The 18,600-nt window shown below is 67.8% G+C and carries 18 protein-coding genes; 13 read left to right on the top strand and 5 right to left on the bottom strand.

Going from position 1 to position 18,600, the window contains the following annotated elements:
- Nucleotides 1-44 precede the first annotated feature (44 nt).
- The 5 genes from ILT43_RS04440 to ILT43_RS04420 form a co-directional block, all read right to left on the bottom strand.
- Nucleotides 45-1,013, bottom strand: coding sequence for an isopenicillin N synthase family dioxygenase (locus tag ILT43_RS04440; RefSeq protein WP_204195362.1), 969 nt, complete (start codon nucleotides 1,011-1,013; stop codon nucleotides 45-47).
- Between the two features lie 127 nt (nucleotides 1,014-1,140).
- Nucleotides 1,141-1,521, bottom strand: coding sequence for a hypothetical protein (locus ILT43_RS04435; RefSeq protein ID WP_204195354.1), 381 nt, complete (start codon nucleotides 1,519-1,521; stop codon nucleotides 1,141-1,143).
- Nucleotides 1,522-1,579: 58 nt separating this feature from the next.
- Complete coding sequence (locus ILT43_RS04430) at nucleotides 1,580-2,944, bottom strand: Y-family DNA polymerase (protein WP_204195347.1); 1,365 nt, start codon at nucleotides 2,942-2,944, stop codon at nucleotides 1,580-1,582.
- A gap of 114 nt (nucleotides 2,945-3,058) precedes the next feature.
- Nucleotides 3,059-3,451 (bottom strand): type II toxin-antitoxin system VapC family toxin, encoded by a 393-nt coding sequence (locus ILT43_RS04425; RefSeq protein WP_204195332.1) that lies wholly within the window; start codon nucleotides 3,449-3,451, stop codon nucleotides 3,059-3,061.
- Nucleotides 3,448-3,726 (bottom strand): type II toxin-antitoxin system VapB family antitoxin, encoded by a 279-nt coding sequence (locus tag ILT43_RS04420; protein ID WP_204195317.1) that lies wholly within the window; start codon nucleotides 3,724-3,726, stop codon nucleotides 3,448-3,450. The genes ILT43_RS04425 and ILT43_RS04420 overlap by 4 nt, the downstream gene beginning before the upstream one ends.
- A gap of 99 nt (nucleotides 3,727-3,825) precedes the next feature.
- On the opposite strand from ILT43_RS04420, the gene ILT43_RS04415 reads away from it, so the two are divergent.
- From ILT43_RS04415 to murG, 13 genes are all read left to right on the top strand, one after another.
- Nucleotides 3,826-4,818, top strand: a complete 993-nt coding sequence (locus ILT43_RS04415) for a cysteine synthase A (protein WP_204195301.1) — start codon at nucleotides 3,826-3,828, stop codon at nucleotides 4,816-4,818.
- 35 nt (nucleotides 4,819-4,853) lie between these two features.
- Nucleotides 4,854-5,129 carry a hypothetical protein gene (locus ILT43_RS04410; RefSeq protein ID WP_204195295.1) on the top strand — a complete coding sequence of 92 codons (276 nt, stop codon included), beginning with the start codon at nucleotides 4,854-4,856 and terminating at the stop codon, nucleotides 5,127-5,129.
- A 192-nt stretch (nucleotides 5,130-5,321) separates the two neighbouring features.
- On the top strand, nucleotides 5,322-6,425 hold the full coding sequence (locus ILT43_RS04405) for a hypothetical protein (protein ID WP_204195290.1): 1,104 nt from the start codon (nucleotides 5,322-5,324) through the stop codon (nucleotides 6,423-6,425).
- Between the two features lie 455 nt (nucleotides 6,426-6,880).
- Nucleotides 6,881-7,411, top strand: coding sequence for a hypothetical protein (locus tag ILT43_RS04400; RefSeq protein ID WP_204195274.1), 531 nt, complete (start codon nucleotides 6,881-6,883; stop codon nucleotides 7,409-7,411).
- Nucleotides 7,408-8,379: a 16S rRNA (cytosine(1402)-N(4))-methyltransferase RsmH gene (rsmH, locus tag ILT43_RS04395; RefSeq protein WP_204195270.1), complete on the top strand. Its 972-nt coding sequence runs from the start codon at nucleotides 7,408-7,410 to the stop codon at nucleotides 8,377-8,379. The genes ILT43_RS04400 and rsmH overlap by 4 nt, the downstream gene beginning before the upstream one ends.
- Complete coding sequence (locus ILT43_RS04390; protein ID WP_204195263.1) at nucleotides 8,376-9,035, top strand: hypothetical protein; 660 nt, start codon at nucleotides 8,376-8,378, stop codon at nucleotides 9,033-9,035. Before rsmH ends, ILT43_RS04390 begins: the two co-directional genes overlap by 4 nt.
- Nucleotides 9,032-10,747, top strand: a complete 1,716-nt coding sequence (locus ILT43_RS04385; protein WP_204195255.1) for a penicillin-binding transpeptidase domain-containing protein — start codon at nucleotides 9,032-9,034, stop codon at nucleotides 10,745-10,747. Before ILT43_RS04390 ends, ILT43_RS04385 begins: the two co-directional genes overlap by 4 nt.
- 22 nt (nucleotides 10,748-10,769) lie before the next feature.
- Nucleotides 10,770-12,191 (top strand): UDP-N-acetylmuramoyl-L-alanyl-D-glutamate--2,6-diaminopimelate ligase, encoded by a 1,422-nt coding sequence (locus ILT43_RS04380; protein WP_204195250.1) that lies wholly within the window; start codon nucleotides 10,770-10,772, stop codon nucleotides 12,189-12,191.
- Nucleotides 12,192-12,357: 166 nt separating this feature from the next.
- Nucleotides 12,358-13,728, top strand: a complete 1,371-nt coding sequence (locus tag ILT43_RS04375) for a UDP-N-acetylmuramoyl-tripeptide--D-alanyl-D-alanine ligase (RefSeq protein WP_204195249.1) — start codon at nucleotides 12,358-12,360, stop codon at nucleotides 13,726-13,728.
- Nucleotides 13,728-14,798 (top strand): phospho-N-acetylmuramoyl-pentapeptide-transferase, encoded by a 1,071-nt coding sequence (mraY, locus tag ILT43_RS04370; RefSeq protein ID WP_204195246.1) that lies wholly within the window; start codon nucleotides 13,728-13,730, stop codon nucleotides 14,796-14,798. The genes ILT43_RS04375 and mraY overlap by 1 nt, the downstream gene beginning before the upstream one ends.
- The gene (gene murD / locus ILT43_RS04365) at nucleotides 14,795-16,186 is read left to right on the top strand and encodes a UDP-N-acetylmuramoyl-L-alanine--D-glutamate ligase (RefSeq protein WP_204195236.1); all 1,392 of its coding nucleotides are present in this window, start codon (nucleotides 14,795-14,797) and stop codon (nucleotides 16,184-16,186) included. Before mraY ends, murD begins: the two co-directional genes overlap by 4 nt.
- Nucleotides 16,183-17,415 carry a peptidoglycan glycosyltransferase FtsW gene (locus tag ILT43_RS04360; protein ID WP_204195232.1) on the top strand — a complete coding sequence of 411 codons (1,233 nt, stop codon included), beginning with the start codon at nucleotides 16,183-16,185 and terminating at the stop codon, nucleotides 17,413-17,415. Before murD ends, ILT43_RS04360 begins: the two co-directional genes overlap by 4 nt.
- Nucleotides 17,412-18,554 carry an undecaprenyldiphospho-muramoylpentapeptide beta-N-acetylglucosaminyltransferase gene (gene murG / locus ILT43_RS04355; protein ID WP_204195222.1) on the top strand — a complete coding sequence of 381 codons (1,143 nt, stop codon included), beginning with the start codon at nucleotides 17,412-17,414 and terminating at the stop codon, nucleotides 18,552-18,554. The genes ILT43_RS04360 and murG overlap by 4 nt, the downstream gene beginning before the upstream one ends.
- Nucleotides 18,555-18,600: the final 46 nt, after the last annotated feature.

The raw sequence follows: 18,600 nt of genomic DNA, 5'->3' as shown, positions 1-18,600 counted from the left end.
CGACGTCGATCACCCGGACGATAGCCGGGGTGATCGGGTCGCGACTAGGGTTTGATAAGGCCGATCTCCACCAGCCGTTGATACAGGTAGTCGTGCGCGGTGATCGGCTCCGGATAGCGGTTCGGGTTCTCGGGCGTGATCGTGCCGGGCAGTGTCTCGATCAGGAAATCGGGCGCCGGGTGCAAGAAGAAGGGCATCGAATAGCGTGAATGGCCGCGGCGCTCGGGCGGCGGATTGACGACCCGGTGAGTGGTCGACGGCAGGACGTGGTTGGTCAGGCGTTGCAGCATGTCGCCGACGTTGACGACCATCGCACCCTCCGGCGGCTTGATCGACAGCCAGCGGCCCCCGTCCTCTCCCTGGCTGCGGTCGAGCAGTTCGAGGCCGGCTTCCTCCGCACCGAGCAGCAGCGTGATGAGATTGATGTCCTCGTGCGCGCCGGCACGGACGCCCTCCGCATCGGCGGGAATCGGCGGATAGTGGAGCAGGCGCAGGACGGAGTTGCCGTCCTTCACCGCGGGGTCGAACCAGTCGGGCGCGAGCTTCAGATAGCGGGCGATCGCCGACAGCAGCCGATCGCCGGCGGCATCGAACGCGGCGAACAGTTCGACGAACGTATCGCGGAAACCTTCCGGCCGGGTGGGCCAGATGTTCGGCGACATCGTGTCGGCGAAGCGGTGACCGGCGGGCAGTTCGCGGCCGACGTGCCAGAATTCCTTCAGATCGACGTGCTTGGCGTCCTTGGCGATTTCCGTCTTGAAGGGCGTGTAGCCGCGCGCGCCGCCTCCGCCCGTGACGTGGTACTGGCGCTTCTCCGCGTCGGGCAGGGCGAACAGCGCCTCCGTTTCAGCCCAGGCGCGGGCGATCAGGTCCTGCGGGATGCCGTGATCGGCAACGATCGCGAAGCCGAACCGCTGGAAGGACGTGCCGAACGCCTGCGCGAACGCGTCGGGATCGGAGGCCTGGTCGGCGAGGCTGAGCGTCGGAACCTGGGCGGCGGAAGTGTCGAGCATGATGCGTATCCTTGTTCGGGTCGCATCATAACGGCTTGCTTTCACGCGGGATAGGTCGGCGCGGCTGGTATGAAAAAGGGCCGGCGGATCGCGCCGCCGGCCCCAGATGTTCTACACGATCGGTTGATCAGTCGTGGCAGGTCAGTGCGGCCTTGCCGGCCGGCGTGACGTTGACGGACTTCTCGTCGCCGGTCAGCTTCCAGCCGCCGTCGGCGGTGTAGGGCTGCCCCGCCTCGGGCGCGGTGAGGCGCACGGGGGTGGCTGTGGAGGGAACGCGGACGCTGACCAGCTTGTCACCCTGGAAGAAGGTGACGCCGACGAGCGAACCATCGCCGCAGCGCAGCGTCTTGTCGGCACGGATCGCAGGGGGCAGTTCGACGGGGGCGGCGTTGGCGAGGCGGTTGGCCATCGGATCGGGATTGGAATCCAGCACCTCGGGCTGCTTCGGCTGCGAATTGCAGGCGGCGAGAACGAGGAGGGGGGCGGCGAGAAGGATGGGGTTCTTCATAGCCCGGCCCGCTTTGCCGATGGTAACGCAACCGTCAAGATATGTCAGACAATCCGACTCATTCGTGGAACTCGGCAATTTCCGGGATGCGCCCGAACGCGATCTTCGTGCCAACCCGGTCGAGCCGTCCGCCGCCCAGCGGCCCGACACTGACGGCATTGCGGCCCCAGCGCTGATTGATGCGGTCCATCGCGCAACTGAGCGCCAGCGTCCGCGTCTCCCGCGCGAGCGGATCGTCGGCATCGAGATGCGCCCATAGCGACCCCTGCTCCGCCGCGATCGGTTCGATTCCCGACAATGTCACGCCGACCATCCGGAGCCGGAATCCGCCCGGGCGGGCACGGCCGGCGGCGAGGAGGCGCGGCATCAGCAGCCGGTCGAGGTGATCGAGCACCACGAAGCTGTCCTGCGTCGCAGGAAGCCGGGTGTGCCCCGCCCATTTGTCGCGCTTCCCGTCCGCGCGTAGATCCTCGAAGCGGCCATGCAGCACAAGCTCGCGGGCGCGATAGCCCTTGCGGCGAAGGCGACTGGCAGCCTTCAACGCCAGACGGCGGGCAGTCAGCCGAGCACCCTCGATGTCGCGGTGGCGGGGAGAGAGCACGTGGCTGTGACCTACGGTGCGCGGCTGCGACGGCTTTTCCGGCAGGTCGACGCCGTGGAGCAGATACCAGAGCCGGTCGCCGTCCGTGCCACCCCAGGCGTGGCCGGCGTCGCGCGGACGCCGCTCGCAGAGCTGGCGAATATCGTTGACGCCATCGCGGGCCAGCCGCCGTTCCATCTTCTCCCCGATGCCGCTGATGTCGCGCAATCGCAGCCGGTAGAGCGCGTGCGGTAGGTCCTGTTGTTCGAAGACGACGAGGCCGTCCGGCTTCATCAGGTCGGACGCCAGTTTCGCGAGCAGGCGGTTGGGGGCGATGCCGATCGACGACGTCATCCGCTCACCGACGACCGTGCGGATGCCGGCCTTGATCCGCGCGGCCAGCGCCTCCGCATCGGCGCGGGCGTTTTCGTTGTCGAGCAGGCGGCAGGCGACTTCGTCGATCGAACACACCTTGGTGACTGGTATGTGCCGACCGACCTCCGCGATGATCGCGTCGTGGAATTCCACATAGCGTTCGTGCCGGGCAGGCGTGACGACGACATCCGGACACAGTTCGCGCGCGCGCCATACCGGCGTGCCGGTCGCGATGCCGTAGCGCTTGGCCTCGATCGAAGCAGCGATGGCGACGGTGGTGTCGGTGCCGACCGGCGCGACGATGACGGGGCGGCCGCGGAGCGACGGCTGCAACTGCTGTTCGACGCTGGCGAAGTAGGAATTGAGGTCGAGGAACAGCCAGCGCAGCGGGCGGGGCGGGAGGTTCGGCGCGCCGGTGACGCCAACCGAAGTGGAGGAAGTGGAGGCGTCGGCGGGTGTGTCCTCCACTTTGCCCGGAACGGCCGTGGCGGAGGCTGGCGATTGCAAGGACAGGGGCGAGTCGCCGGGCATTGCAGAACAATACCAGAACGATCGGAGGTTGGACAGCGGGTGCCGCGCGATTCAAGCGGCGGCGACGATGTCCGTAGCGGCGAAGTCGTCGCCCTTGAACAGCAGCGGTTCGCCCGACGTTTTGCTGAGCGCATAAGCAAAGCAATCGCCGAAGTTGAGGCGGGCAGGGTGGTGGCCGCGGCCGTAGGTTCGGTAGGCTTTCCGGGCGATATCGGCGTGATAACGCGAAACCGGGATCACATCGATATGGAAGAAGTCCATCAACTCTCCCAATCGGGCGCTGAGGAGTTCCGAGCCATTGGAGTCTGTCACGATCGCGGCCTCCAAGTAATTGGCAGCGGCGATCCTCAGGTTGCCGGGTTCGCGGATCATGATCGAGACGAACCGTTCAGCTTCAGGCTCTTCCCGCAGCAACGCGATGAGCACCGACGTGTCGACTATCATCGCGGCAGCCCATCTTCACCATACAGCAGGTCGCCGTGATCGACGTCCAGCATCGCCGCCGGCCAGCATGCGCGGCTGCCCGCCATCATCGCGTGGAAATCGGCTGCTCGCCGTAGAAGCGCGTCGTCGGCGGTGGCGACTTCCCGCTCCACTTCCTGAAGGCGGCGACGCAGCGCATCGGTTACGGCTTCCGTAATCGACACGCCTGTCGTGCTGGCAACTTTCTCCGCCAAATGTCGGGCCTCGGCACTCTTGATGTTCAACTGGACGCCCATGTCTACCTCCTCCATTCACCTTCTACCATCAGTGCAGCTTGGCTGCAACGAAGCGGCGGTCGCTTGGGTCGCGGGGGTGCAGCGCCTATGTGGACGATCATGACCTTTCCCACCGCCATCGTTCCCGACACGCTGTCTCTCATCGGCAATACCCCGCTCGTCCGGCTGAAGGGGCCAAGCGAGGCGAGTGGGTGCGATATCTTCGGCAAATGCGAGTTCACCAATCCGGGTGCGTCGGTAAAGGACCGCGCCGCCCTGTTCATCGTCGAGGATGCGGAACAGCGTGGTGCACTGCAACCCGGCGGGACGATCGTGGAGGGCACGGCGGGCAACACCGGGATCGGCCTGGCGCTGGTTGCCAATGCCAAGGGGTACCGGACGATCATCGTCATGCCGGAGACGCAAAGCAGGGAGAAGATGGACACGCTGCGCGCGCTCGGCGCCGAATTGGTGCTGGTGCCGGCCGCGCCCTATTCGTCGCCCTGTCACTTCGTCCACACGTCGCGCCGGATCGCCGAGGAGACGCCGGGTGCGGTTTGGGCGAATCAGTTCGACAATATCGCCAATCGGCGGGCGCACATCGTCGGCACCGCGGAGGAGATCTGGACGCAGCTGGAGGGGCGGGTCGACGGCTTCACCTGCGCGGTCGGGACGGGGGGCACGCTGGCGGGCGTCGGGCTGGGCCTGAAGGCGCATGACGAGGGCGTGACGATCGCGCTGACGGATCCCTACGGTGCAGCGCTGTACGATTATTACGCGCATGGCGAGCTGAAGTCCGAAGGATCGTCGGTCGCGGAGGGCATCGGCCAAGGGCGGATCACCGCCAATCTGGAAGGCGCGCCGATCGACACGCAGTACCGGGTTTCGGATGCAGAAGGATATGAGTGGGTCCGGCGGCTGCTCGACGAGGAGGGCTTGTGCCTGGGCCTGTCGAGCGGGATCAACGTCGCGGGTGCGGTGCGGCTGGGTCGCGATCTGGGACCGGGAAAACGCGTCGCGACGATCCTGTGCGACACCGGGTTTCGCTATCTTTCGACCTTGCACGACCCGGCGTGGCGTGCCGAAAAGGGGCTGGATCGAGCGGTAGCTTGAGAATTCGTCGCAAATCGCCTAAGTCGGGTATACCGATGAATGGCGTTTCCGAACCATCCCAGACGGTGCAGCGTGTGAAGGTCGGTGTGATCGGCCTGGCCGCGGTGGTGCTGTTGATCGCGCTGGCCAGCGCGATCATCGGCTCCGCGACTCGCGAACGCCCCGTGGCCGGCACGGCGCAGGCGAACCTCGTCGCGTCGATGGCCGCCGGCAACGATGCCGCACCGATCCCCGTCGAAGGCGAACCGCTGGCGCAAATGGGCGCAGCGCCGGGCGCGAACGTGCAGGATGGGGCAGACGTGAGTCGCTGATACCGGAGCGGTTGCGCCGGATCGGATGTGACCTCCGGATTATTTCGTCTGCGGTTTGAAGCAAGTACCTGATCCGAAAGGATGAGGGTCGGTCGTCGTCCCACCGGAACATCCGTATCCGACCGATCCCCGAGTGAACCCGTCGCAATTTGGACGATCATCGCGCCGTTCGACGTCGAACGGGGGGATGGTATGATGAAGAAAATCTATGCCGTAGCGTTGTTGTCGATGACCGGAGGGTGCGCGGAGCTTGGCACCATCTATCATAGCCGACCGATCGACCCGTCAAATCCGCATGTCCTGACGGTCGATGCCTATCAGCGCAGTTCCTTCTTCGTGCCGCGCGGCGGAGGCGACTTGCGGATGTGTGCCGAAGCCGCACCCGATACTTTCGCCGCGATCAGCGCGTCCATCGCGGGCGAGGCGGACGTCAAGACGCAGTCGGGGCAATTGGCGGCGGGGCTGTCGCTAAGCGGGGCGACGATCGAGCGCACCCAGACGATCAACCTGCTGCGCGAGTCGCTGTACCGGACGTGCGAACGCTATCTGTCCAACGGGATCAGCAAGGCGACTCTTGTCGTGCAGGCGGCGAGGGACCAGCAGACGATGGTCACGGTGCTGGCCATCGAGCAACTGACGCGCACGATCCGGCCGCCGTCCACGGTGATCTCGGCAGGCGGCACGAGTGCGGCGGTCCCCAACGCTGCCCTGATCGATCTGGTCGTCGCCAGCCGCAAGGACCGGCAGGAGGCCGCCGATGCGGTGGGAGACTCATCCATCGGCTACGCGATCGCGCTGGAGAAGGGGGATTGCGAAAAGGTCACCGTCGCACCCGCAGACAATGATGCGAAGCCGCCGCTCGATGCGTGGACCGCATGCCAACGCGCAAAGTCGGTTCTGGCTACCAGACAGGCGACGCTGGACAAGCTGGATGCCCGTCTGGGTCAGACGCTGGCGCTTGGCGGTGGTCAGGGGGCGGCGTCGACCGGCGCAGCAACCGAACCGGGCGTGGTCGTCCCGGGTGGCGGCGGCAGCGTGCCATCGGACGAGGCCGTGCGCGACGTGGCGCAGGCGATCGTCAAGATCGTCACCCGCCCCTCGATCAACGAGGTGTTGATGTTCTGCATCGGCTATCTCGGCAAGAACCCCGATTACGACAAGACGGGCGCGGCGATCGAGATACCGGACGCCGAAACCAAGGCGATGTGCGCGAACACGGTTGCGCGCCGGGCGAGTGATGAGAACACGGCGGCGGCAGAACTCAACAGTGAATATAACGAATCGCCGATCCAGTGACGGACAGTCCGCCGGACGGCGGCATGCCGATCGCGACACAGCCCGGCGTGGAGACACGCCGGGCTGTTATATTTCGGAGCCAGCGCCGACCGACGCCGGGGTTCCGGCATCATGACGATCATTGCGGAGCACCGTGCGGCAGACCCGTCACGAGCACGCCCGACTCTGCTTCACGTCCCGCGCGGATCCACGGCGATGCTGCCGGGGGGTGATGCCCCGGGCGGGTGATGCCGTCGCGCGGACGCATGTCATCTCCCCCGCAAGCAACGCTTTCCCGCGGTGCGTCCCCAGTATGGCTGAAAGTTACACCCAAACCCGGCATCGTTTCCCCTGATTTCCCCGAAAATCCCGTTGCCGACCGGGTTAACCCTTGATACACCCCGTTCCACACAGGGGCATGGTTTCATCGGTCGCAATGTGCGGCCGGGACGCGGCGAAGGTCGGGTTCCGGGGCGGTGAAGCGTGCGCGCCAGGTGCGGAGCGGCGTGTTGGTCAGGGGTCGGTATCAGGGCGAAGGGATCGGACTTGTCGATGACAAGGGCCGGGTCGCCATACCTTCCTCACTTCGGACCACACTGGCAGCGAATGCGCCCAAGGCGGACGGGAAGACCGGCGGCACGGTAATCGTGGGCCCGCACCAGAAGAGCAAATGCCTGGTCGCCTACGATCAGGGCTATCTCGACATCCTGGCCGAGCAGCTCGACCGGCGCGAGGCGGAGCATACCGGGCCGGGCGGCGAGTTCGACTACAACATCAAGCGTCGCGCGGCAGCGGGCGAAGCGGTGCCGTTCGACGGTTCCGGCCGGTTCATCATGCCAGCGTTTCCACGCTTCTACGCGTCGATCGGCGAGCATGCGTTCTTCTACGGCGTGCTCGACTATATCGAGATCTGGGACCCGGCGACGCTGATCGCGGAACCGGACATCGCCGACAACGTCAAGGCGGCGGCGCGTTTCCATATGATGCAGAAGGGGCTGACGCTGTGAGCGACTCGGCGCCTCATGTTCCCGTGCTGCTCGACGAGGTCGTCGCCGCGCTCGCTCCGGCTCCGGGCGAGACGATGATCGACGGGACTTTCGGAGCGGGCGGCTACACGCGCGCGCTGCTGGCGAAAGGCGTACGGGTGATCGCGTTCGATCGCGACCCGGATGCAATCCTGGCGGGACAGGCGGCGGTGGTCGAGGGGGCGATCGATGGCCTGACGCTGGTGCAGGCCGATTTCTCCGCGATGGAATCGGCGATCGAGTCGCCGGTCGACGGCGTGACGCTGGATATTGGCGTGTCGTCGATGCAGCTCGATCAGGCGGAGCGGGGCTTCTCGTTCCAGTCGGACGGACCGCTCGACATGCGGATGGCACAGGCCGGGATGAGCGCGGCGGACTTCGTCAACGAGGCGGACGAAGAGGCGATTGCCGACGTGCTCTACCAATATGGCGACGAGCCCAAGTCGCGCCGGGTCGCGCGCGCGATCGTCGCGGCACGGCCGCTGACCCGGACGGGAGAACTGGCGACGGTGGTGCGCAAGGCGCTGGGCTACCGGCCGCACGACAAGAAGGACCCGGCGACGCGGACCTTTCAGGCGATCCGCATCCACATCAACCGCGAGCTGGACGAACTGGCCGAAGGGCTGGCGGCGGCGGAGCGCGTGCTGAAGCCGGGCGGGCGGCTGGCGATCGTGACGTTCCACAGTCTGGAGGACCGGATGGTCAAGCGCTTCCTGCGCGACCGGTCGGGCGGTGCGCCTTCAGGTTCGCGTCATCTGCCGCAGGCCAGTGCCGCGGCGGCCCCGAGTTTTCAGAAGGTCGGTCGCGCGGTGCGCGCCGGCGAGGCGGAGCTGGCACGCAACCCGCGTGCGCGCTCCGCGACATTGCGGATGGCGACGCGGACGGAGGCCCCGGCGTGGGGGGCGTCCCCCGCCAGTGCGGCGAACGGGCGACAGGAGGCGACAATATGACGGCGGCGTATCGACTGAAGGGGATCGGGTGGTTCGGCGGGGCCGTCGTGGTCGTGCTCGGCTTCTATCTCGTGTCGCTGCAGGTCGCCACCGAGCGCAAGAAGCTGGAGCAGCTGAACGGTCGCATCCTGTCCGCGCAGCGCGACATCCGCGCGCTGGAGACGGAGTTCGACACGCGCGCGAACCTGGCGCAGCTGGAGAAGTGGAACGGCGACACGCTCGCGCTGTCCGCGCCGGTCGCCCGCCAGTTCGTCAGCGATGAGGGTGCGCTCGCCGCGCTGGACGTGACTCAGCCGATGATGCCGGCGATGAAGGACGGCCGCATGCAGACCGCCGCGCTGCTCGTGCCGTCGGGCGTTCAGCAGCCGCTGAATCAGCCGCAGCCGGTGCAGGTGACGCAGCCGCAGGCTGCGATGACGCTGGTCGCCGCCAACGCCCCAGCGCTCCGCACGCCCGCCGCCGTCCGCGTTGCTGCCGTCGTCGCCACGCCGCAGGCTGCACCGGCGCGCGCCGTCGAGGCCAGTGTCGTCCGCGCCGCCGCGGCCGTCGCGAAGGTCCGGCCGCAGGCCGTGGCGATGCTCGATCGCAAGCTGCTGTCCGACAGCACGTTCAGCGACATCCTCTCCTCCGCCCGGGCGGAAGCGCGCAAGCGGTGACCACGTTGGTCGCCCGTCCCGTGCAACAGCGTAACACGCCGAAGCAGCGCCACGCGCTGGTCGCGACGTCGCACACGCGGCTGATGATGCTGCTGCTGCTGTTCGGCGTGGCGGTGCTGGTCGTGATCGGGCGGCTGAGCATGCTGGCGGCGTTCGCGGGTAGCGAAGCACGCACGGCCGTGGCGACGCTGGCGGCGCGGGGCGATATCGTCGACCGCAACGGGTCGCCGCTGGCGCGGACGATCGACGCCTGGACGATCGGCGTCCACCCACGCAAGTTGATGGGCGACAAGATGGAGCTCGCGTCGCGCCTCGCCGCGCTGATGCCGGACCGCGGGGATCAGGCGTGGTTCTATGGACAGCTGACCAAGGATGTGAATTTCACCTATCTCCAGCAGCGGGCTTCCCCGGCGCTGGTGGAGCAGGTGAATGCGCTGGGTGAGCCCGCGATCGTGTTCGCGCGCGAGACCCAGCGCCTCTACCCGCAGTCGACGATGGCGGCCCACGCGCTCGGTTTCCTGTCGACGGACGGCCACGGCATGAGCGGCATGGAGCGCGTGCTGGACGAGCGGCTGACCAATCCCGCCACCGCGGGCAAGCCGGTCGCGCTGTCGATCGACACGCGCGTGCAGGCGGCGATGGAGAGCGAACTCGGCCGATCGATGACGACCTTCTCCGCGCGCGGAGCGGGCGGGATCGTCCTCGATGTGGCGACCGGCGAGGTCATCGCGATGGTGTCGTTGCCGACGTTCAACCCGAACCGCGTCGGCATGGCGGGCAGCGAGCAGCTGCGCAACATCACGACGCAAAGCGTGTTCGAGCTGGGATCGACGTTCAAGCCGATCACGATGGCGACCGCGATGGACACGGGCGTGGTCACGTCGTTCCAGCGCCGCTTCGACGCGACGCATCCGCTGAAGGTCGGCCGCTACACGATCCATGACGAGCGCGGCGATCCCAAGCGCTGGCTGAACATGGCCGAGACGCTGATTTATTCGTCCAACATCGCCACCGCGCGCGTCGCCGACGAAGTTGGGCCGGAGCGCATGCAGACGATGTTCCGCAAGCTGGGATTCGACACCAAGCCCGATATCGAACTGCGCGAGAAGGGCCGCCCGCTCTGGCCGAAATACTGGGCGCGGACGACGACGATGACGACGGCCTATGGTCATGGCATCGCGGTGACGCCGCTTCACCTCGCCAGCGCCTATGCCGCGCTGGTCAATGGCGGCATCTGGCGACCGGCGACGTTATTGAAGATCGACCCCAGCCACGCGCCGGTCGGCCGCCGCGTCATCAGCGAGCAGACGAGCGCACGGATGCGCCAGATGCTGCGCCTGATCGTGCAGCGGGGCACCGGTCGCCGGGGCGAAGCGCCGGGCTACCGCGTCGGCGGCAAGACCGGTACGGCGGAAGCGGCCGTGGCAGGCGGTTACGATCGGTCGCGCAACGTCGCCACCTTCGCGACGGCTTTCCCGATGGATGCCCCGCGCTATGTCGTGCTGGCGATGCTCGATTCGCCGCTGGGGACGAAGGAGACTGGCGGGTGGAAGACCGCTGCCTACAACGCCGCACCGGCCGTTGGCCGCACGATCAGCCGCGTGGGTGCGATCCTGGGCGTGATGCCCGACGAGAACCGCGACATCGACGTGTCCGACATCGTGCCGACGCTGTGGGACGACCCCAGCCGCCGCATGCCGACCGGGCAGTGAGTGCGATGCGGGTGAGCGCGCGATGAAGCTGGGCAGCCTGATCGGCGAAGGCGGCAACGAGGACGCGGTCGTCACCGGCTTCGCGATCGACCACCGCAAGGTCGCGCCGGGCACGGTGTTCGGGGCGTTCCGCGGCGCGCGGGTGAACGGCGAAGATTATATCGCCGATGCGGTGCGCGCCGGGGCGATCGCGGTCATCGCGAGACCGGAGGCGGTGGTCGAGGGCGCGGTGCACATCGCCGACGATGAGCCGCGTGCGGCGTTCGCGCGGGCGGCGGCACGGTTCTTCGGGCCGTTTCCCTCGTGCGCGGTGGCGGTCACGGGGACCAACGGCAAGACTTCCACTGTCGAGATGACGCGGCAGTTGTGGCGAATGGCGGGGCATCATGCTGCCTCGATCGGTACGCTTGGCGTGACGACCGCGGACGAGCGGGTGACGACCGGACTGACTACGCCGGACGTGGTGACGTTCCTGTCGAACGTCGCGGGGCTGGCACGAGAGGGCGTGACGCATCTGGCGTTCGAGGCGTCGAGCCACGGGCTGACGCAGTATCGGACCGAGGGGCTGTCAGTGACGGCGGCGGCGTTCACGAACCTGAGCCGCGATCATCTCGACTATCATGGCGACATGGCTGCCTATCTGACCGCGAAGATGCGGTTGTTCTCCGAGGTGCTGGCACCGGAGGGAACGGCGGTGGTGTGGGCCGACGATGCCGAGGCGGCGCGCGTCGTCGATCTGGCGCGGGAACGAGGCAACAGGCTCGTCACGGTCGGCACGCGCGGCACGACGTTGCGGCTGGTGGGGCGCGATCCGACGTTGCTGGGGCAGGGGCTGACGATCGAGGCGGACGGTTCGACCTATCAGGTGCGGCTACCGCTGATCGGCGCGTATCAGGCGGCGAACGCGCTGGTCGCGGCCGGGCTGGTGATCGCAACCGGCGGCGACGTGGCGCGGACGCTCTCCGATCTGGCGCGGTTGCAGCCGGTGCGCGGCCGGCTGGAACGGGCGGCGATCGCGAAGAGCGGCGCGCCGATCTATGTCGATTACGCGCACACGCCCGACGCGATCGAGGCGGCCATCGCCGCGCTGAAGCCGCATGCCGGCGGACGCCTGATCGTGGTGTTCGGCGCGGGCGGCGACCGCGATCCGGGCAAGCGCGAGACGATGGGGCAGGTCGCCGTGCAGCAGGCGGACCGCGTCATCGTGACCGACGACAATCCCCGAACTGAAGATCCGGCGGCGATCCGGCGCGAAGTGTTGGCGGGTGCGCGCGGCGCGATCGAGATCGGCGACCGCCGCGCCGCCATCGCCGCCGCAATTCGCGAAGCCGGGGCGGAGGATATCGTGCTGATCGCGGGCAAGGGGCACGAGCAGGGGCAGATCGTCGGCGATCTGGTGCTGCCGTTCGACGATGTCGCCGTGGCGCGGGAGTGTGCCGGGTGAACGATGCTAGTGTGTCGAGTGGTGGCAAGCCGGTTTCGCTGCTAGCTGTGCAACGAACTGTTGTCGCGGCGCGCTACATAGAAACGGGCCCCCGCGTTGATGCTAACGTGGGGAATGTCTTGGGGCAGGCTCGGCCGAAGCTCGGTCTTCGTTACGGGGCGGGGCGGTGACGGCGCTCTGGACGTCTGGCGACATCGCCACGGCGACGCGAGGTGCTGCCTCAGTCGACTTCGCGGTGTCCGGGGTCGCGTTCGACAGCCGCGAGGTTGGGCCGGGCGACCTGTTCGTCGCGCTGAAGGGCGAGGCGACGGATGGTCATCGCTTCCTCGATCAGGCGTTCGCGCAGGGTGCCGCGGGGGCGATCGTCAGCGACGACTGCGGGTATCCGCACGTTCGCGTCGCGGACAGCTTCGCCGCGCTGGAAGACCTCGCCCGCGCCAGCCGCGCGCGGACCGAGGCGCGGATCATCGGCGTCACCGGATCGGTCGGCAAGACCAGCGCGAAGGAGGCGCTGTACGCTTGTCTCGATCGCATCTGGCGGGGTCAGGCACACCGGTCTGTGCTCAGCTACAACAACCATACGGGCGTTCCGCTTAGCCTGTCGCGGATGCCGGCGGCGACTCGCGCGGCGGTGCTGGAGATGGGCATGAACCACGCCGGCGAGCTGGCGCATTTGACCACGCTCGTCCGGCCGCATGTCGCGATCGTCACCGCCATTGCGCCGGCGCACACCGAATTCTTCCGCGACGAGAGCGCGATCGCGGATGCGAAAGGCGAAATCTTCGCCGGGCTGGAGCCGGGCGGGACGGCGATCGTCCCCTATGACAGCCCGCACCGCGACCGGCTGATCGCGGCGGCCCAGCCTCATGCAGCGCGCACCGTGACGTTCGGGACGGACAAGGCCGCCGATGTCCGCGCGGTCGAGGCGATGCGGTTACCGACCGGCGGCAGCTTCGTGACCGCGCGCATCGGCGAGAAGGAATTGAGCTTCACGCTGTCGCAGCCGGGCGCGCACTGGGTGTCGAATGCGCTGGCGGTGCTGGCGGCGGTCGATGCGGTCGGTGGCGATCTGGGGCTGGCCGGGCTGGCGCTGGCGGAGCTGGGCGGGCTGGCCGGGCGGGGCGCGCGGTTTACGGCGACGCTGCCCGGTGGAGGCGAGGCGCTGGTGATTGACGAGGCCTACAACGCCAACCCGGCATCGATGCGCGCGACGCTCGCGGTGTTGGGCGAGGAAGCCGGGCGGCATGTCGCGGTATTGGGCGAGATGCGCGAACTCGGCCACGCGTCGGCCGATTACCACGCCGGGCTGGCGGAGCCGATGCTGGCGGCGCGCGTCGAAGCGGCCGTTCTGGTCGGCGAAGCGATGCGCCCGCTTGCGGAAAGGCTTGAGGGCCGAATTGCTATCGTCCATTGCGCCGACGCGAGCGCAGCGCTGGCCGCCGCACGCGAGATGATCGCGCCGGGCGACGCGGTGCTGGTCAAGGGATCGAACGGGGTGGGCCTCGCCCGCGTCATCGCGGGGCTGAAGGGCGCGTAATGTTGTACTGGATCGCGGAGCATCTGGGTTTCTCGGGGCTCCTCAACCTCATTCGCTATCAGTCGTTCCGGACTGGTGCGGCGGTGGCGACGGCATTGTTCATCGGCCTGATCATCGGGCCGCGCTTCATCGGCTGGCTGCGCGTGCGGCAGGGTAAGGGGCAGCCGATCCGCGCCGACGGTCCGCAGACCCACCTCGCCAAGCGGGGCACCCCGACGATGGGCGGGCTGATGATCCTGACCAGCATGGCGCTGTCGATCCTGATCTGGATGGACCTGTCCAACCCGTTCGTCTGGGCTTGCCTGTTCGTGACGCTGGGGTTCGGCGCGATCGGGTTCCTCGACGATTACGACAAGGTGCGAAAGGCAACGACGGCAGGCGTGCCCGGCCGCGTGCGGCTGCTGCTGGAATTCGGGATCGCGGGCATCGCGTCGTGGATCATCATGGGGCAGAACGGGACCGGCCTGTACCTGCCGTTCACGAACCGCATGTATATCGAATTGTGGTACTTCTACCCGCTGTTCGCGGCGTTCACGATCGTCGCGTTCGGCAATGCCGTGAACCTGACCGACGGGCTGGACGGGCTGGCGACGATGCCAGTTATCATCGCGTCTGTCGCGTTCATGGTCATCGTGTATCTGGCCGGGAACGCCAAGTTCGCCGATTATCTGGGTATCCAGCACGTTCCGCGCGCAGGCGAACTCGCGATCTTCTGCGGCGCGGTGGTCGGCGCGGGCCTTGCGTTCCTGTGGTTCAATGCGCCACCGGCGGCGGTGTTCATGGGCGACACGGGTTCGCTGGCGCTGGGCGGCGCGCTGGGCACGATCGCGGTCGTCGCGCATCACGAACTGGTGCTGGGGATCATCGGTGGGCTGTTCGTGGTCGAGGCGATGAGCGTCATCATCCAGGTGTTCTTCTACAAGCGCACCGGCAAGCGCGTGTTCCGGATGGCGCCGATCCACCATCATTTCGAACAACTCGGCTGGAGCGAGCCGACGGTGGTGATCCGGTTCTGGATCATCGCCTTCGTGCTGGCGCTCGCCGGTCTGTCGACGTTGAAGCTGCGGTGATCGTCTCGCGCGCCTGGGCGGGGAAGCGGTACGCGGTGCTGGGGCTGGCGCGTTCCGGCTCGGCGACGGTGCGGGCGCTGCTCGCGAGTGGGGCGAGCGTTGTCGCTTGGGATGCGGATGAAGCGCGGCGGGACGCGATCCTCCCCGGCACGGGGAGGTGGCAGCCGGAGGCTGACGGAGGGGTAGACGCGAGCGGCGTCGCCCGTGGCCACCCCTCCACCAGCCTCGCTGGTTCCCCTCCCCGTGCCGGGGAGGATTTGCGTCTTGCCCCGCTCGACGACCTGACCGGGTTCGACGCGGTGGTCGTGTCCCCGGGGGTGCCGCTGAACACGCATCCGCTCGCAGCGCAGGCGAAAGCGGCGGAGGTGCCGGTTATCGGCGATATCGAACTGTTCGCACAGGCGCGTTCCGAACTGCCGCCTCACAAGGTTGTCGGGATCACCGGCACGAACGGCAAGTCCACGACGACGGCGCTGATCCATCATCTTTGCCAGACGGCGGGTATCCCGAGCCTGATGGGTGGTAATATCGGCCTGCCGATCCTCGCGCAGGAGCCGTTGGCGGCGGGTGGCGTGTATGTGCTGGAGCTGTCGAGCTACCAGATCGACCTGACGCGGAGCCTCGATTGCGAGGTGGCGGTGCTGCTGAACGTGACGCCCGATCACCTCGACCGCTATGACGGGTTCGAGGCGTATGCGGCGTCGAAGGCGCGGCTGTTCGCGATGCAGTCGCCGGAGCATGAGGCAGTGATCGGCATCGGCGATGCGGCGTCGGCGCAGATCGCGCGCGGGCTGTCGGCGCGGGGCGAGCATCTGACCAAGATCGCACCGGGCGCGTGCATGGATCAGCGTAGCTGGCCGTCGTTGCAGGGGCCGCACAATGCGCAGAACGCGCTGGCGGCGATCGCGGTGGCCAAGGCGTTGGGGATTGCCGAGGCCGATATCGATCGCGGGCTGGCGAGCTTCGCGGGGCTGCCGCACCGGATGGAGCTGGTCGCGACGGTGAACGGGGTCGCCTATGTCGACGACAGCAAGGCGACCAACCCGGAGAGTACCGCGCCGGCGCTGGGCGCGTTCGGGCGGGTGCACTGGATCGTCGGGGGGCGGCCGAAGGGCGACGACCTCGACGCATGTGCGCCGTATTTCGACAGGGTCGCCGCCGCTTACACGATCGGCGAGGCTGGGCCGCGGTTCGCCGAGGTGCTGAAGGGTCGCGTTCCGGTGGTGGAGCAGGCGGGCACGCTGGATGCCGCCGTTCGCCACGCCGCTGCCGCCGCGCAACCGGGTGATACGGTGTTGCTGTCGCCGGCCTGCGCCAGCTTCGACCAGTTCAGCGATTACGAGGCGCGGGGGCGGGCGTTCCGCGCGGCGGTGGGAGACTTGGCATGAGCGATATCCGCGCCAACCCGACCAAGGGCGCGCGCCTGATGGCGCAGGTGAAGAAGCGCGGCGGGCGTGGCGACCGGTCGCCGCTCGGCACGTGGTTCTGGGATATCGATCGCATGCTGCTGCTGCTGACACTGCTGCTGATCGCGATCGGGCTGGTGGCGGTGGCGGCGGCTAGCCCGGCCTCGGCGGTACGCTATTCGGGCGAGCACAAGAAGTTCGCGCCGCTGTATTACTTCTGGCGGCAGTTGATGTGGGTCGGCGTGTCGCTGCCGGTGCTGTTCTTCGTGTCGATGCTGCCCGCCGTGCTGGCGCGAAGGTTGGCGGTAGCGGGCGCGGGCGTGTTCGGGCTGCTGCTGGCGCTCGCGCCGCTGATCGGGGCGGAGCATAACGGCGCGCGGCGTTGGATCGGGGTCGGCATCGCCGAGTTCCAGCCGTCCGAGTTCCTGAAGCCGATGTTCATCGTGACCGTCGCGTGGCTGTTGTCGCTGAAGGCGAAGGACGACGAGCTGCCGACCGTACTCATCACCGGCGGGATGACGGCATTGGTTGCGTTCCTGCTGATGTTGCAGCCGGATTTCGGTCAGACGGTGATCTTCTGCACGGTGTGGATGGCGCTGCTGATGATCGCGGGTACGCCGATGCGGTATCTGGCGGGGCTGGTGGCGATGGTGCCGGTCGGGCTCGCTGCCGCGTACATGTTCTACGGCACCGCTCGGCAGCGGATCGACGCGTTCCTGTTCCCGAACGTCGAGGGTGAGGGCGCGGCCGACCATTTCCAGGTCGATGCGGCGCACCGCACGCTGACCGCGGGAGGCTGGACCGGCACCGGCCCCGGCGGCGGATCGGCGAAGTTCGGGCTGCCGGAAGCGCACACCGACTATATCTTCTCCGTTATAGGCGAGGAGTTCGGGCTGATCGCCTGTGCCGTCGTTGCGATCGTGTTTCTGGCGATCGTGGTGCGCGTGTTCGTCAAGCTGCTGGACGAGCAGGACGAGTTCAAGCTGCTCGCCGCATCGGGGCTGGCGGTGCAGTTCGGCGCGCAGGCGCTGGTCAGCATGGCGGTCAATACCGGCCTCGCGCCGTCGAAGGGCATGACGCTGCCGTTCATCAGTTATGGCGGGTCGTCGATGATCGCGCTGTCGATCGGCATGGGCTTGCTCCTGGCGTTCACCCGGCGCAATCCGTTCCTGACGCGGTCGCCTTACGTGGTCCGCTGGAGCGGGGAATGAACAAGCATTACGTGCTGGCAGCGGGCGGGACGGGCGGCCACATGGTCCCGGCCGCGGCGCTGGCGGCGGAATTGATGAAGCGCGGCCACCGCGTGGCGCTGGTCAGCGATCAGCGTGGGGTGCGCTTCCCGGGGCTGTTCGACGGCGTGCAGACGCATGTCCTGCCGGCTGGGCGATTTCAGGTGAAGCGGCCGCTGGGCTGGGCATCGGCGGCGCGCGAGATGTGGCGCGGACGCGCGATGGCGCGCGAGTTGTACCGGACGTTCAAACCCGCGGCGGTGATCGGTTTCGGCGGATATCCCGCGATGCCCGCACTGCTGGCGGCATTCGCGAGCGGTATCCCGACGGCGGTTCACGAGCAGAATGCGGTGCTGGGCCGCGTCAACCGGCTGGTGGCGCGCCGCGTCGATGCGATCGCCACGAGCTATGCGACGACCGAGCGGCTGTCGGAAAAACTCGCGGGCAAGGTCCACCTCGTCGGCAATCCGGTGCGGGAGGCGGTGCTGGCGCTGCGGGCCAAACCCTATCCGCTGCTGGAGGATGACGGCATCTTTCGCGTGCTGGTGACCGGCGGCAGTCAGGGCGCGAGCATCCTGTCGAAGGTGGTGCCGGATGGGCTGGCGATGTTGCCGGCGGCGTTCCGGCGGCGATTGCAGGTGACGCATCAGGCGCGGATCGAGGACATCGACGCCGCGCGCGCGAAATATGCCGAGCATCACATCCCGGCCGAACTGGCGACGTACCTGCCCGACATGCCCGAGCAGCTGGCATGGGCGCATCTGGTCATCGGGCGCGCGGGAGCATCGACGATCGCGGAACTGACGGCGGCGGGACGGCCGGCGATCCTGGTGCCGCTGCCGTCGGCGACCGACGATCATCAGACCGCGAACGCGCGCGAGATGTCGCAGGCCGGGGGGGCGCGGACGATCGTGCAATCGGACTTCACCGCGGTGGAACTGGCGAAGCAGATGCAGAAGCTGGGGCTGGACCCGGCGGGCATGGAAAATGCGGCAGGGCGCGCGAAGAGCGTCGGCCGGCCGAATGCGGTGAGCGATCTCGCCGATCTGGTCGAGAGCCTGGATGCGCCGGTATCGCGGCTGCCGGTCGGCAAGCCGCAGCGCAAGGAGGCGTTCGCGTGAAACAGATCGTACCATTCCTCCCCGGCACGGGGAGGGTAACCAGCGT

Source organism: Sphingomonas longa, from assembly GCF_016892685.1.
Taxonomy (GTDB): Bacteria; Pseudomonadota; Alphaproteobacteria; order Sphingomonadales; family Sphingomonadaceae; genus Sphingomonas; species Sphingomonas longa.
This window is presented reverse-complemented; position numbering and strand designations above follow the sequence as displayed.

Coding starts and splice junctions, on each gene's coding strand:
- ILT43_RS04440 (WP_204195362.1), bottom strand. CDS start 1,013: ATGCTCGACACTTCCGCCGCCCAGGTTCCGACGCTCAGCCTCGCCGAC.
- ILT43_RS04435 (WP_204195354.1), bottom strand. CDS start 1,521: ATGAAGAACCCCATCCTTCTCGCCGCCCCCCTCCTCGTTCTCGCCGCC.
- ILT43_RS04425 (WP_204195332.1), bottom strand. CDS start 3,451: ATGATAGTCGACACGTCGGTGCTCATCGCGTTGCTGCGGGAAGAGCCT.
- ILT43_RS04420 (WP_204195317.1), bottom strand. CDS start 3,726: ATGGGCGTCCAGTTGAACATCAAGAGTGCCGAGGCCCGACATTTGGCG.
- ILT43_RS04415 (WP_204195301.1), top strand. CDS start 3,826: ATGACCTTTCCCACCGCCATCGTTCCCGACACGCTGTCTCTCATCGGC.
- ILT43_RS04410 (WP_204195295.1), top strand. CDS start 4,854: ATGAATGGCGTTTCCGAACCATCCCAGACGGTGCAGCGTGTGAAGGTC.
- ILT43_RS04405 (WP_204195290.1), top strand. CDS start 5,322: ATGATGAAGAAAATCTATGCCGTAGCGTTGTTGTCGATGACCGGAGGG.
- ILT43_RS04390 (WP_204195263.1), top strand. CDS start 8,376: ATGACGGCGGCGTATCGACTGAAGGGGATCGGGTGGTTCGGCGGGGCC.
- ILT43_RS04380 (WP_204195250.1), top strand. CDS start 10,770: ATGAAGCTGGGCAGCCTGATCGGCGAAGGCGGCAACGAGGACGCGGTC.
- mraY (WP_204195246.1), top strand. CDS start 13,728: ATGTTGTACTGGATCGCGGAGCATCTGGGTTTCTCGGGGCTCCTCAAC.
- ILT43_RS04360 (WP_204195232.1), top strand. CDS start 16,183: ATGAGCGATATCCGCGCCAACCCGACCAAGGGCGCGCGCCTGATGGCG.
- murG (WP_204195222.1), top strand. CDS start 17,412: ATGAACAAGCATTACGTGCTGGCAGCGGGCGGGACGGGCGGCCACATG.